The following is a 12,690-nucleotide window of genomic DNA, read 5'->3' on the forward strand; positions in this document are numbered from 1 at the left end:
CGCGCGGCGCTCACGCTCGAAGCGGCCGCCGCGTCCGCCGGGCTTTCGCCCGCGCATCTGTCCCGGCTCGAGACCGGGCACCGCCAGCCGTCCCTGCCGATGCTGCTCACGCTGGCACGCATCTACGGTACGACGGTCTCGGAACTGCTCGGCGAGGCCCCCGCCGAGCGCCAGTCCGTGCTCCGGGCCGCCGAGGCGGAGCCGAGTGCGGCCGGCGGCTGGACCTACCGCCAGGCCGGCGCGTCAGGGCGCGGGATGCAGGCGCTGCGCGTCCAGGTGCCGTACGGCGCGCAGGGCGACATCGTGCGCGTGCACCCCGGCGAGGAGTGGCTGTACGTCCTGACCGGCCGGCTGCGGCTACGGCTCGCCGACACCGCCTACGTCCTGGAGCCCGGCGACAGCGCCCACTTCGACTCGGCCACACCGCACCGCATCGCGGCCGACGGCCTGGAAGGGGCCGAACTCCTCTTCGTCCACACCCTGTTGCAGAGCCCGGTCGAGGCGCTCTGCCTCGGCGCGTACACGAAAGAGGTCCGGCGATGACATCCGAAACCGGTGGCGGGGCGGCGCACGAAACGGCTGGCGGGGCCGCACACGATTCCGCTGGCGGGGCGACTCCCGAACCCCGTGGCGGCACACGGCGGTTCATCGAGGACAAGTTCCCGCGCGGCCTGGTGATCAGGCTGTTCGTGTACCTGATCGCCGGGCACTTCTTCGCGTTCTTCGTGTACCTGCTGTTCGTGCTCGGCGGCCGGAACCAGTAGGTCCGGCCGCCGAGCACGCGACCACGTACGAGGGTCAGTCCAGCAGCTTCGCCCGCAGCCTCTCGCGGACCTCGGCCGTGGCGCCCAGGCCCTCCTCCAGATAGCGGTCGACGGAGCCCCAGAGCTTCTCCATCTCGTCGAACGCCGCCTCCAGATATTCGGCGCGCGCGTCGAAGAGCGGGCTGAGCAGCTCCATCACCTCGGCCGACCAGGCCTCGGGGGCATCGCTCGAGCGGCGCACCTTGTAGCGGCGGTGCTTGGCGTTGGACTCCAGGTAGTCCGTGATGATCGCCTCGCGCTCGACGCCGATCGCAAGCAGCGTCACCGCGATCGACAGGCCCGCGCGGTCCTTGCCCGCGGCGCAGTGCATCAGCGCCGGCACGCTGTCCTCGGCCAGCTCGGCGAGCACCCGCCGGTGGTCGGCGGTGCGCTCACGGACGATCACACGGTACGTCTGGGACATCCGCGCCGCCGCTTTGCCGTCGCCGAGGATCCCGCGCAACTCCTCGACCTGGCCGTCGCGGACCATCTGCCAGAACTCGGCGCCGTCCGCCGGGTCCGTCAGGGGCAGGTTCAGATTGCGCACACCGGGCAGCTCGACGTCGGCGCCCTCGAGCTTCTGGTCGGCCGCGTTGCGGAAATCGAAGATCGTGTGCAGACCGAGCGAGGTGAGGAACTGGGCGTCCGATTCGGTGGCATGGGCGAGATGACCGCTGCGGAACAGCACACCGTGGCGTACCCGCCTGCCGTCCGTGGTCGGCAGGCCGCCCACGTCGCGGAAGTTGCGTACCCCGGCGAGTTCGGGCTCTGTCGACGGGATCTGCTGCGTCACGGGGGCTCCTCCCACTGTGGTCGCCGGCAGGACTGCCGGCGGCTGCGCATCAGGTGCACGCGCATTCGACGATACGACATGGATTCCTGGGGCAATCATCTGCGCCCGCCCGCACATTCTGGCCAGTCGGTACGGGCGAACTCCATGCGAACGACGGGTGCCGGGCCATTGCGGCGGAGCGCGCCGAGCGCGGATGATGTGCGCACCTGCGCGTACCTGTCGGAATGTGTTGACGAATGGTGGGGGCCCGATGATCGAGGTCGGCGGAGACGGACGGATCTGGCTGCTCTCGGGCCCCACGAGCAGTTACGCACTGATGCTGACGGAGCGCGACGAACTGCTGCATCTGCACTGGGGTCCGCGTATCGCCCTCGCCGACGCCGAGGCGCTCGCGGTCCAACCCGAGCCCGCCGCAAGCGGGTTCGAGTCCCCGCTCGACGGACGCGAGGAGTACCCGGTCGAGGGCGGGCCGAGGTTCGTGCGGCCCGCCCTGTCGGTTCGTACTCCTGAAGTACGCGGTACCGAATGGCGGTTCGCCCAGGCCGTGCAGGACGACGGGGCGCTGAAGCTCGGCTTCACGGATGACGTGCACGGGCTGCGTATCACCCTGCGGTACGCGATGCGGGGCGATGTCGTCGAGCGCGACGCCGAACTCGCCCATGAGGGCCAGGGGCCCCCGGTCGAGATTCTGCGGGCCGACTCGGCGGCCTGGACGCTGCCCGAACGTGGCGCCTGGCGGCTCACCCAGCTGCACGGCCGCTGGGCGGCCGAGTCACGGGTCGAGCGGGTGCCGCTCGCGTACGGGGAGCATGTGATCGGCAGCCGGCGAGGCCACACCGGGCATCAGTCCCTGCCGTGGGTGGCGCTCGACGCCGACGGTGCGGGGGAGGAGCACGGAGAGGTCTACAGCTGTGCGCTCGGCTGGTCGGGCGCCTGGCGGATCGCCGTACAGAAGCTGCCCGGCGGCCTGGTGCAGATCACCGGCGGCACCGGACACGACGACTCGGGGCAGGTACTCCTCGAACCCGGGCGGACCTGGCGAACGCCGGTGTTCGCCGGGCTGTGGAGCGGCGGCGGCTTCGGCGGGGCGAGCCGGGCCTGGCACGCGTATCAGCTGGAGCATGTGATCCCTGACGCGGACCGGGTGCGGCCCGTCCTCTTCAACTCCTGGGAGGCGACCGGGTTCGACATCTCCGCGCCCCAGCAGCTGGAACTCGCCCGCCATGCGGCCGAGATGGGTGTGGAGCTGTTCGTCGTGGACGACGCGTGGTTCGGGGCGCGGGTCAGTGACCGGGCCGGGCTCGGTGACTGGACGCCCAACCCCGAGCGCTTCCCCGGCGGTCTGAAGCCCCTCGCCGATGAAGTGCACGCACTCGGTATGCAGTTCGGCATCTGGGTCGAGCCGGAAATGGTGAACGCCGACAGCGATCTGTACCGGTCGCATCCCCACTGGGTGCAGCACCATCCCGGTCGCACACGCACCGAATTCCGTCACCAGATGGTGCTCAATCTGGCACGCGAAGACGTCCAGGAGTATCTGTGGGAGCAGCTGCACACGCTGCTTTCCTCGGCGCCGATCGACTATGTGAAGTGGGACTTCAACCGGTGTTTCACCGATGCCGGCTGGCCGGGCGAGGCCTATCCGCAGAAGCTCTGGAATGAGCATGTGCATGCCTTTTACCGACTGCTCGACCGACTGCGCGCGGCCCATCCCGGAGTGGCCTTCGAATCCTGCTCGGGCGGCGGCGGCCGTATCGATCTGGGCGTCCTGAGCCGCACCGACCAGGTGTGGACCTCGGACAACACCGACCCGCTCGACCGGCTGGACATCCAGCACGGATTCACTCATGTCCACCCGCCGCGGGTCATGGCCGCCTGGGTCACGGACAGCCCGAACGTGCAGCTGAACGGACGGGTCAGCTCGCTGCGCTTCCGCTTCGTCAGCGCGATGGCGGGGGTGCTCGGAGTCGGCGGCGACCTCGCCGAGTGGACGCGGCAGGAGCTCGACGAGGCGCGCTCGTGGGTCTCGCTCTACAAGGAGATCCGGGACACCGTCCAGCGCGGCGAGCTGTACCGGCTGCGCGCACCGCGGGGCGGACTGAGCGCGGTGCAGTACGTACGTGGGGACGAGGTCGTGGTCCTGGCGTGGCTGCAGGCTCAGCGGTACGGGGAGCCCGTGGCGAGGGTGCGCCTGCACGGGATCGCGGCCGACGCCTCGTACGAACTCCTCGGGACGGACGAGGTGCACCGGGGCTCGGTACTGCTGCACCACGGACTGCGCACCGGACTCGAAGGGGACTTCGATGCCGGTGTCTACCGGTTCCGTCGGGTGCGCCCCTAATGCCCGATTCAGTACCTAAGGGGTAACTGGCCCTGAATTAAAGGGTGGTGGCGTTTCGGGCGTGAGCGGGATCATATCCGTGACGGTGTGTGGCGATCTTCGTCGGTGAATTCCGCTGGGTATGCGGATGGTAAAGATCGTTTATCCACGCAGGGTGACGGCAATTCCCGGAATGGATCAGCTCCTGTGTGGTCCAAGGGAATTGAGATGTTTGTTTTCCGCCTCACCGCTCCCTTACGGTCACCGACAACCCGGTGGACGCCCAATCCTGCCGCCACCGGAATTCGCCCCACACCCGTGCACGGCAGGAGCGGGGGACCCAACGGTAAGACGCCGTCTCCGGTCCCACCGGAGCGGCTTGGGGTGAAGTCGCATTGTGCGACGGGACATCTCCAGTCCTAACCCGACAGCTCACCTCGCAGGCGACGGAGAAGGAATGCGCCATGCCCGCGAAGGGTAAGCACCGCCGTCCCAAGTCCGCCCGCCTCACCCGCTCGTTCGCCGTCGCCGGCACGGGTGGCGCCGCACTCGCGCTGCCGCTGCTCGGCGCGACCGGCGCCCAGGCCGCCACGCCGCAGGCCGCGGCGGTGGCCAGTGCCCCGGTGAAGAGCGTGCCGGTCAAGAAGGCCGAGTCGGCCGACAAGACCTACACCGTCGTCGCCGGCGACTCGCTCTCCGCGATAGCCGACGACCTCGGCATCGACGCCGGCTGGAAGCCGCTGTACGCCGCGAACAAGAAGGTCATCGGCGACGACCCCCGCCTGATCCTGCCCGGCGTGAAGCTCAAGGTCGGTGCCGCGGTGCAGGCCGCCGCCGGGGCGACCGGCACGGAGAAGGGGGCGCCGGCGGACGCCTCGAAGTCCTCCGCTCAGAACGACGCCGGTCCGGCCGACACCGCCGAAGCGCCGGCCGCCGAGGCCCCCGCGCCCAAGGCCGAGCAGGCCGCCGCCACCACCTCCGGCTTCACCGCCCCGGTCGCCGCCGGTGTCTCCACGCAGTACCGCACCGCGGGCTCCATGTGGTCCAGCGGCTACCACACCGGCACCGACTTCGCGGCCCCCGCGGGCACCCCGGTCAAGTCCATCGGCGAGGGCACCGTCGTCTCCGCGGGCTGGAGCGGCTCGTACGGCAACGAGGTGGTCATCCAGCACGCCGACGGCCGCTACTCGCAGTACGCCCATATGTCGCAGCTGTCGGTGTCCACCGGCCAGAGCGTCGACGGCGGTACGCAGATCGGCCTCGTCGGCTCGACCGGCAACTCCACCGGAGCGCACCTGCACTTCGAGGTGCGCACCGGCCCGGGCTACGGCTCGGACGTGGACCCCGTGGCGTACCTGCGCTCGCACGGCGTATCGCTCTGACGCCCGGTCACTGAAGTCCCGCCCGGTATCCGGGGTCCACGAGACCCCGGATGCCGGGCATTTGGGATATGAGGGCGTATTCCAGGTTGGGCGAGACTTTACGAGTGTCCTATCTCACCAGCCGTCAAGAGGCACCTACGGTGGCGTAGGTCACGTACCGGGGTGAAAGATATCCCGACGTGGCAGACGATTCGACGACACCAGCAGCCCTCACCGCCGTGACCCCGGCGGTTTTCGCCTCCTATGTGGCCATCGGCGACAGCTTCACCGAAGGCGTCGGAGACCCTGGCCCCGATGGTGCCTTCGTCGGCTGGGCGGACCGGCTCGCCGTGCTGCTCGCCGACCGCCACCCCGAGCACAGCTTCCGCTACGCCAACCTCGCGGTCCGCGGAAAGCTGCTCGACCAGATCGTCGAGGACCAGGTGCCGCGCGCCAAGGAGCTCGCCCCTGAGCTGGTCTCCTTCTGCGCCGGCGGCAACGACATCATCCGTCCCGGCACCGACCCGGACGATGTCGCCGAACGCTTCGAGCGGGCCGTCGCCGATCTGACCGCGGCCGTCGGCACGGTCGTCGTGACCACCGGCTTCGACACCCGCAACGTGCCGGTGCTGCGGCATCTGCGCGGAAAGATCGCCACCTACACGGCGCATGTACGGGCCATCGCCGACCGCTACGGGTGCCCGGTGCTCGATCTGTGGTCGCTGCGCTCGGTGCAGGACCGGCGCGCCTGGGACGGCGACCGGCTGCATCTGTCGCCCGAGGGGCACACCCGTGTCGCGCTGCGCGCCGCCCAGGTGCTCGGTCTGGAGATCCCCGCCGACCCCGACCAGGCCTGGCCCGAGCTGCCGCCGCGCACCGCGCTCGAAGTGCGCAGGGACGACATCCAGTGGGCGCGCGAGTACCTGGTGCCGTGGATCGGGCGCAGGCTGCGGGGGGAGTCCTCGGGTGACCATGTGTCGGCGAAGCGGCCGGATCTGCTGCCTCTGAAGGCGCCGGTCGGCTGATCTCCCCGCTCGCCCGTCGGCCGGCCCTCCCGCGGCCGCCTGCCGATTGGTCTCCCTGCCCTCACCCGTCGGCCGAGGGCTGGGCCCGGTACGAGTCGTACGGGGATCTGGGCAGCACGGGGATGGAGTCGGGTACGCCCAGGTACGTGATGATGCGCAGCACGAACGGGTCCGTGCAGATCAGGACCATACGGCCGTCGGTCAGGTCGAGGCGCGCCCGCAGCCGTTCGATCAGGGCGATCCCGCTGCAGTCGACGAAGGTCAACAGGCGGATGTCGAGGACGAGTTCGGCCGTCGGCAGGCGAAGCTCCTGGAGCAGCGGGTCCTCGATGTCCAGGACCATGGCGACGTCCAGCTCGCCGTGCAGCTCCACGGTGAGCCGCTCGCCTTCGCGCCGCATCAGGGGCGCGGACTGTTGAGCGTCGGGAAACACCTTTCCCCCAGGTCGTCTGCTGCCGCAGCTCGGGCGACACCGGGGGCCGGGGTGTCCGGCGCCGAATCTAAGGGCCATGCATGAAGTCGGGGTCGTGCGCCGGAGCGCTGTCACTCGATGGCGTGAATCTGAGGGGTCCTGCTTGACGTTTGAGGGCTGGGGGAGGCTGATTTCCGGGCTGGACCGGAGAGGTGACAGGGCGGGTCCGCCGGGAGTGGCGCACCGGCAGGGCGGGCCGTCGGTGCTGGGATGTCCGCGCGCCCGGGCCGCCCCGCCCGGGCGCACCGCACCCCCCGATCCGGAGGACCTCACCCCATGGCCGTACGCACTCCGTCACCGCTCGTCGTCCGCGCCGCCGCGGCAGCCGTCCTCGCGGGCGGCATGCTCACGGCGGGCGCGGTCCCCGCACTCGCCGCGGAGCCGGCCGCCCCCGCGCCGCACAGCGCGCCCGCCCCCGCGCCCACCCTCGTGACCGTGACCGGTGACGGGCAGTCCACGGCGGCGCCCGACATCGCCGTCCTGCACATCGGCGTCGAGAACACCGCGAAGACCGCGCAGCAGGCGCTCGCCGCGCAGAACAAGGCGGCCGACGCGATGCTCGCCGCCGTGCGCAAGGCGGGCGTCGCGGAGAAGGACGTCCGCACCGAGAGCCTCAATGTCTCGGCCGTCACCCAGCACGAGCCGAACGGTGCCAGCAAGGTCACCGGCTACCAGGCCGGACAGGTCTTCTCGGTGCGCGTCCGCGAGATCGACAAGGCCGGCTCCGTTCTGCAGGAGGTCATGGACGCCGCCGGCGACGCGGGGCGGATCCACTCGGTGGCCTTCGACGTCGCCGACACCCGCAAGCTGCGCGAGCGGGCCCGTACGGCGGCGCACAGGGACGCACACGCCAAGGCTGCCCAGTACGCCGAGCTCAGCGGCATGAAGCTGGGGCGGCTGGTCTCCGTGAACGAGGGCGACAGCGGGATGCCGCGGCCGGTGGCGCTTCCGGCGGTGCAGTTCGACAAGGAAGGTGTGCCGGTCGCGCCCGGCGAGATCGAGGACCGGATCACGGTGACCGAGGTGTACGAGCTGCGCTGAGCCGCCGGTCGAGCTCGCAACAGACGTACGGCCCGGTGGACTCGAGTGTCCGCCGGGCCGCCGCGCTCAGCGCGCGTTCCGCGTCAACGCCTCACGGGCAAGGCCCAGTTCACCGGCCAGCGCTTCGTCCACCCAGGTCAGAATGGTCGTGCGCGAGGGGCCCGATGCGTACGCGGTGTTCTGCACGGCGAGGCCGTCCAGCAGCGCGGTCAGCCGCAGTGCGGTCGCGGCCGGGTCCGGGCAGCGGAACTCGCCCGCCGCGACGCCTTCGCCGATGACCTCGGCGAGCGCGCACTTCCACTGCTGGTCGAGATCCCGGGTCACCTTGCGCAGCACCGGCTCGCGCAGACCCGCCGCCCAGCCCTCGATCCACAGCCGCCAGCCCTTGGCGGTGCCGGTCGGCGCGTACCAGCGGATCGCGGCGCGCAGCCGGCGAAGGGCCGTCGTGCGACGGCCCAGAAGCTTGTGCAGATGGGCGAGATCGCCCTCGGCGGCGTACGCGAACGCGGCGGCGACCAGCTTCTCCTTTGTCGAGAAGTGGTACAGGACAAGGGCGTTGCTGACCCCGAGCGAGGCGGCCACGTCGGCGATCCGCACAGCGGCGACACCGCGCTGCTCGATCTGCTCGACGGCGGCGCGCAACAGCTCCTCGCGCCGCTCCTCCACACTCAACCGGACCCTTGCCACGCGCTCACCCTAGTTGGCGATCACCGGCCCGGACGGGCCGGGGTCAGCGGTAGTGGCCGTAGAGCTGCGCGATTTCGGCCAGCCGCTCTTCGGCGAGCGCATGCGCGGCCGAGCGCGGGGTCACGCCGTTCGCCGCGGACCGCTCGAGGATCGCGTCCACCAGTTCGCGCAGCGCACGGCGGGTGTACGCGAACGCCTCGTCGGCGTCGGCGCCGATGTCCCCGAAGAGCGTCCACCACCACCAGGCGTTGGTACCGGAGTTGACCACGACATCGGGCAGCACGGTGATCCCGCGCTCGGCGAGCAGCCGCTCGGCCTCGGGCAGGACCGGCATATTGGCCGCCTCGACGATCCAGCGGGCCGTGATCCGTTCCTGGTTGTGCTCGTCGATCGCATACGAGACGGCGGCGGGGACAAGGACGTCCGCGTCCACCGACAGCCAGGCGTCGCCCGGGAGTTGGCGGTCGCCCGGGCGCAGGGCGGCGCGGTCGACGGCTCCGTACGCGTCACGGGCGGCGAGCAGCGCTTCGACGTCGAGACCGTCCGGGTTGGTGAGGGTGCCCCGGATGTCGGCGACCGCGACCACCTTCAGTCCGGCCCGGTCGAGGAAGCGGGCGGTCGCACCGCCCATCGTGCCGAGCCCTTGCACGGCGACCCGGCTCCCCGCGTACGGGATTCCCGCGCGGTCCAGGGCGGCGAGGGCGGATTCGGCGACGCCGCAGCCGCCGACGAGCTCGTCGAGACCGATGCCGTCCACCCGCAGCGCGAAGGCGTCCGCGAGCCGCTGCCGCGCCGCGGTCTCGTCGTCGAGCAGCGGGTACACGGCCTGGACCGACGAGACCAGACCGGCCTCCGCCATCGCCTTGTCGACCACGTCCTGAGTGAGGCCGAGGTCCTCGCCCGTGGTCCAGAAGCTCTCCACGTACGGGCGCATCGCCTGCAGATAGCGGACGAGCACGCCGTACGCCTCGGGCGAGCGCGGGTCGCAGTCGATGCCGCCCTTGGCGCCGCCGAGCGGGATGTACCGGGCGCCGGGCCGGAAGTGCAGGGCTTCCTTCATGGACATCCCGTGCGCCAGGCCGGCAACTTCGTCGAGGGTGCAGCCCGCGCGCATTCTCAGTCCGCCGCTGCTGACCCCGCGCACCAGCCGGTCCACGACCAAGTGACCCCGGTGTCCGGTGACCTGGTCGTTCCACGTGAGGGTGAGCAGCGGGGTGTGGGGCATCGTGCCTCCGTGCGGGAGCGGCTACTGATCGGCCGTTCAGTATCGGGAGGCGTCCGCGGACATGTCAACGCCGGCCAGGTGCCCAGTGCGGCGGGTGGTGCAGTCCGTCGGGCAGCTGGGTCCCGGCGTCGCCCTTGGCCGCGTCCAGCTGGGACTGCGTGAGGTAGACCGTGTCGCGCAGGTCCGCGCCGGAGAGATCGGCATCGCGCAGATCCGCGCCGATCAGGTCGGCCCAGCGCAGGTCGGCGCCCTTGAGGTCGGCGGCGACGAGTACCGCGCCGCGCAGACTGGCGCCGCGCAGATCGGCCTCGGCGAAGCGTGCGGCGAAGAGGTCGGCGCCGCGGTGGTTGCGGGGGCGGCCGGGTGCCTGGGCGCGGTGGAGGTCACCGGCGCGCAGCAGCAGGGCGTTGACCTCGTGCCGTACGGCCGGGACGTGGGCGGCGAGGAGGGTGTCGGCGTCCTTGCGGGTGAGCGCGTCGACCCCCTCGTACGAGGTGAGCAGCTCTGTGCGCATGGGGCGGGCGGCTTCGAGCGTGAGGGCCTCGGCGAGGTGGCGGAGCAGTTCCTGCAGCTGCCGTACGACCGGGAAGACCGCGAACATCTGGCGGGCGGTCTGCTTCGAGGTGCGCCAGTTCTCGCCGACGAAGGTCACCTGGCTGACCTTCTGCCCGGCGCCGAAGCAGTCGAAGACGGTGCAGCCGGTGAAGCCCTTGGTGCGCAGGTCGGTGTGGATGCCGCAGCGGTAGTCCTGCTGGAGGTTCTTGCAGGGTGTGCCGGCCGCTTTGTTCACGGCGAAGTCGCTGGACTTGGCGAACGGGAGGGCCACGCAGCACAGCGCGAAACAGTTGGCGCAGTCGGCCCTCAGGTCCGGAGAGTGTGGGGAGTGGCCGGTCGGCTCGGGAGCGGGGTGCCGGACGGGAGAGGTGGGGCGGCGGGGTTCGGTGCTGCCCGTCGACCGCCTTCCGGCCGAGGGGCTTTGCGTACGGCGGTCCGATCCGCGCTCGCCGGCGGCGGAGCGGCCCCTGCGCTTGGACGACCCGCCCTCGCCCTGCGCGGGCTTACCGCCCGACTCGCGGTCCTGACGCGTGGGCTTCCTGCGCTGCCGTGACACCGTGCGGGTTCTCCTGTCGTGGGGCGGGCACCAGGGGCTGTCTCCCCGAGTCCTGCGTGCTCACCGAGACCGGGGTCCCCGGGCGCGACGCGATCCCCTCATTGTGCGAGGTGCCGGGAGCCCGCGGTGACCTGCCCCGCTCGCGGCGGATCCGGCCGCACTGCGTGATGATCCCGGCCGTGAACACACCGATGCCCACGGCGGCCCAGATCACGAACGCCACATGCGCGATCTCCCCGTCCGCCCAGGTGTCCAGCCAGACGGCCGTGCCCAGGCCGAGTGCGCCGAGCAGACCGGCGATGCGGGCCTCGGCCCGCGTCCGGTCGGGGCGCGGGGCGGCGCGGACGGTCATGGGGAGACATTCTAGGGCGCCTCGGGCATGCGTTCGGTCGGTGATCGGTGTTCCGTGGTCTGTCGTCGCTGGTCGCTGGTCGCCGGTCGCCGATCGCTGTCTGCGGTCGCCGGTCGGTCGCCGCATTCCGGTCCCGTCACCCCTGTGGCGTACCGCACGGGCCGCAGTCCCCGGAATCTTGCGTCCCCCTTCCACGTTGAGCAGGGCATGACGCCGATCAGCGCTCCGCCCTTTGTGCGCCAGGGACCGATGCGCCCGCGCGCCCATACTGAAGCCCCCACGACCCCCACCCTGGAGCTGCCGTGACCGCGCCGCGTTCCCTGAGTTCGTCACTCCGCTCGCTCCGGCCTCTCGGGTTCGGCGCGGACCCGGCCGGTGAGCGCATGGAGCGCATCCGCCGCTCGCCCAACTTCGCGAACGGCACCTTCCAGAACCCCGTCGACGCCAAGGTCGGGCCCCAGGGCTCGAAGGCCGCGTTCGCCAAGACGTACTTCGACAAGGAACAGCGCGTACGGCGCGCCCCCGCCGGCACCATCCCCGTGCACCCGACCACGCTGGCCGACCTGGCGAAGCCGCCGGTCAGCGGGCTGCGGATCACCTGGATGGGGCATTCGAGCGTGCTCGCCGAGATCGACGGCCGCCGGGTGCTCTTCGACCCGGTGTGGGGTGAGCGCTGCTCACCGTTCTCGTTCGCGGGGCCCAAGCGGCTGCACCCGGTGCCATTGCCCCTGGCCGCCCTCGGCCCGGTCGACGTGGTGGTGATCTCGCACGATCACTACGACCATCTCGATCTGCCCACCATCCAGGCGCTGGCCGGCACGGACACCGTGTTCGCGGTGCCGCTCGGCGTCGGCGCCCACCTGGAGCGCTGGGGCGTATCCCCGGACCGGCTGCGCGAGCTGGACTGGAACGAGTCGACGCAGGTCGGCGGCCTCACCCTGACCGCCACCCCGGCCCGGCACTTCTGCGGCCGCGGGCTGCGCAACACCCAGCACACCCTGTGGGCCTCGTGGGTCGTGGCCTCGGACCGGCATCGTGTCTTCCACAGCGGGGACACCGGCTACTTCCCTGGCTTCGCCGACATCGGCCGCGCACACGGCCCCTTCGACGTGACGATGATCCAGATCGGTGCGTACTCGGAGTGGTGGCCGGACATCCACATGACGCCCGAGGAGGGCGTGCAGGCGCATCTCGACCTGCAGGGCGGCGCGCACGGAGTGCTGCTGCCGATCCACTGGGGCACGTTCAACCTCGCTCCGCACCCGTGGGAGGAGCCCGGCGAGGGCACACTCACCGGGGCGCACAAGGCCGGCGTCGACCTTGCGCTGCCGTACCCGGGACTGCCCTTCGAGCCTGCCGGACCGGTGCCGGCCGCGCCGTGGTGGCGCACCGTGGCGGCGCCTGCCGCGGCTGCGGCCGATGCCGTCGTACCGCTGGAGAAGCAGCCGGAGAAGCAGTCCGAGACGGTGGTCACGCCGGCGAGCTAGCAACCGGGCGTAC

13 protein-coding genes and 1 riboswitch are annotated in these 12,690 nt (G+C 71.3%); of the genes, 7 read left to right on the forward strand and 6 right to left on the reverse strand.

Annotated elements, in window-relative coordinates:
• Both ABT367_RS23930 and ABT367_RS41480 read left to right on the forward strand, forming a co-directional pair.
• A partial coding sequence (locus tag ABT367_RS23930; RefSeq protein ID WP_352255133.1) for a helix-turn-helix domain-containing protein occupies positions 1-543 on the forward strand: 543 nt, incomplete at its 5' end.
• Positions 540-764, forward strand: coding sequence for a DUF6126 family protein (locus ABT367_RS41480; protein WP_434975521.1), 225 nt, complete (start codon positions 540-542; stop codon positions 762-764). The genes ABT367_RS23930 and ABT367_RS41480, both read left to right, overlap by 4 nt.
• 34 nt (positions 765-798) lie before the next feature.
• Here ABT367_RS41480 and ABT367_RS23940 read toward each other — a convergent pair whose 3' ends face one another.
• Positions 799-1,596: a tyrosine-protein phosphatase gene (locus ABT367_RS23940; protein ID WP_352255134.1), complete on the reverse strand. Its 798-nt coding sequence runs from the start codon at positions 1,594-1,596 to the stop codon at positions 799-801.
• A gap of 250 nt (positions 1,597-1,846) precedes the next feature.
• On the opposite strand from ABT367_RS23940, the gene ABT367_RS23945 reads away from it, so the two are divergent.
• The 3 genes from ABT367_RS23945 (at position 1,847) to ABT367_RS23955 (ending at position 6,302) form a co-directional block, all read left to right on the forward strand.
• Positions 1,847-3,937: an alpha-galactosidase gene (locus ABT367_RS23945; RefSeq protein ID WP_352255135.1), complete on the forward strand. Its 2,091-nt coding sequence runs from the start codon at positions 1,847-1,849 to the stop codon at positions 3,935-3,937.
• Positions 3,938-4,212: 275 nt separating this feature from the next.
• Positions 4,213-4,377: riboswitch (cyclic di-AMP (ydaO/yuaA leader) on the forward strand.
• Positions 4,378-4,380: 3 nt separating this feature from the next.
• Entirely contained in the window at positions 4,381-5,298 is a 918-nt protein-coding gene (locus ABT367_RS23950) for a M23 family metallopeptidase (RefSeq protein WP_352255136.1), read from the forward strand.
• Positions 5,299-5,477: 179 nt separating this feature from the next.
• Positions 5,478-6,302 carry an SGNH/GDSL hydrolase family protein gene (locus ABT367_RS23955; protein WP_352255137.1) on the forward strand — a complete coding sequence of 275 codons (825 nt, stop codon included), beginning with the start codon at positions 5,478-5,480 and terminating at the stop codon, positions 6,300-6,302.
• Positions 6,303-6,363: 61 nt separating this feature from the next.
• Here the strand turns inward: ABT367_RS23955 and ABT367_RS23960 are convergent, their stop codons facing one another.
• The gene (locus ABT367_RS23960; RefSeq protein WP_352255138.1) at positions 6,364-6,735 is read right to left on the reverse strand and encodes an STAS domain-containing protein; all 372 of its coding nucleotides are present in this window, start codon (positions 6,733-6,735) and stop codon (positions 6,364-6,366) included.
• Positions 6,736-7,050: 315 nt separating this feature from the next.
• On the opposite strand from ABT367_RS23960, the gene ABT367_RS23965 reads away from it, so the two are divergent.
• The gene (locus tag ABT367_RS23965) at positions 7,051-7,815 is read left to right on the forward strand and encodes an SIMPL domain-containing protein (RefSeq protein WP_352255140.1); all 765 of its coding nucleotides are present in this window, start codon (positions 7,051-7,053) and stop codon (positions 7,813-7,815) included.
• Between the two features lie 66 nt (positions 7,816-7,881).
• Here the strand turns inward: ABT367_RS23965 and ABT367_RS23970 are convergent, their stop codons facing one another.
• From ABT367_RS23970 to ABT367_RS23985, 4 genes are all read right to left on the reverse strand, one after another.
• The gene (locus ABT367_RS23970; RefSeq protein ID WP_352255141.1) at positions 7,882-8,502 is read right to left on the reverse strand and encodes a TetR/AcrR family transcriptional regulator; all 621 of its coding nucleotides are present in this window, start codon (positions 8,500-8,502) and stop codon (positions 7,882-7,884) included.
• 43 nt (positions 8,503-8,545) lie between these two features.
• Positions 8,546-9,727 carry a glutamate dehydrogenase gene (locus tag ABT367_RS23975; protein WP_352255142.1) on the reverse strand — a complete coding sequence of 394 codons (1,182 nt, stop codon included), beginning with the start codon at positions 9,725-9,727 and terminating at the stop codon, positions 8,546-8,548.
• Between the two features lie 64 nt (positions 9,728-9,791).
• A complete protein-coding gene (locus ABT367_RS23980; protein WP_434975522.1) occupies positions 9,792-10,562 on the reverse strand; it encodes a pentapeptide repeat-containing protein in 771 nt (256 codons plus the stop codon).
• 223 nt (positions 10,563-10,785) lie between these two features.
• On the reverse strand, positions 10,786-11,190 hold the full coding sequence (locus ABT367_RS23985; protein WP_352255143.1) for a hypothetical protein: 405 nt from the start codon (positions 11,188-11,190) through the stop codon (positions 10,786-10,788).
• 302 nt (positions 11,191-11,492) lie between these two features.
• On the opposite strand from ABT367_RS23985, the gene ABT367_RS23990 reads away from it, so the two are divergent.
• Positions 11,493-12,677: an MBL fold metallo-hydrolase gene (locus tag ABT367_RS23990; RefSeq protein ID WP_352255144.1), complete on the forward strand. Its 1,185-nt coding sequence runs from the start codon at positions 11,493-11,495 to the stop codon at positions 12,675-12,677.
• The last annotated feature ends 13 nt before the right edge of the window (positions 12,678-12,690 follow it).

The organism is Streptomyces mesophilus (genome assembly GCF_040300965.1).
Lineage (GTDB): Bacteria > Actinomycetota > Actinomycetes > Streptomycetales > Streptomycetaceae > Streptomyces > Streptomyces mesophilus_A.

What these genes read in the sequence shown, in the direction of transcription:
- ABT367_RS41480 (WP_434975521.1), top strand. Translation starts at nt 540, where the DNA reads ATGACATCCGAAACCGGTGGCGGGGCGGCGCACGAAACGGCTGGCGGG.
- ABT367_RS23945 (WP_352255135.1), top strand. Translation starts at nt 1,847, where the DNA reads ATGATCGAGGTCGGCGGAGACGGACGGATCTGGCTGCTCTCGGGCCCC.
- ABT367_RS23950 (WP_352255136.1), top strand. Translation starts at nt 4,381, where the DNA reads ATGCCCGCGAAGGGTAAGCACCGCCGTCCCAAGTCCGCCCGCCTCACC.
- ABT367_RS23965 (WP_352255140.1), top strand. Translation starts at nt 7,051, where the DNA reads ATGGCCGTACGCACTCCGTCACCGCTCGTCGTCCGCGCCGCCGCGGCA.
- ABT367_RS23975 (WP_352255142.1), bottom strand. Translation starts at nt 9,727, where the DNA reads ATGCCCCACACCCCGCTGCTCACCCTCACGTGGAACGACCAGGTCACC.
- ABT367_RS23985 (WP_352255143.1), bottom strand. Translation starts at nt 11,190, where the DNA reads ATGACCGTCCGCGCCGCCCCGCGCCCCGACCGGACGCGGGCCGAGGCC.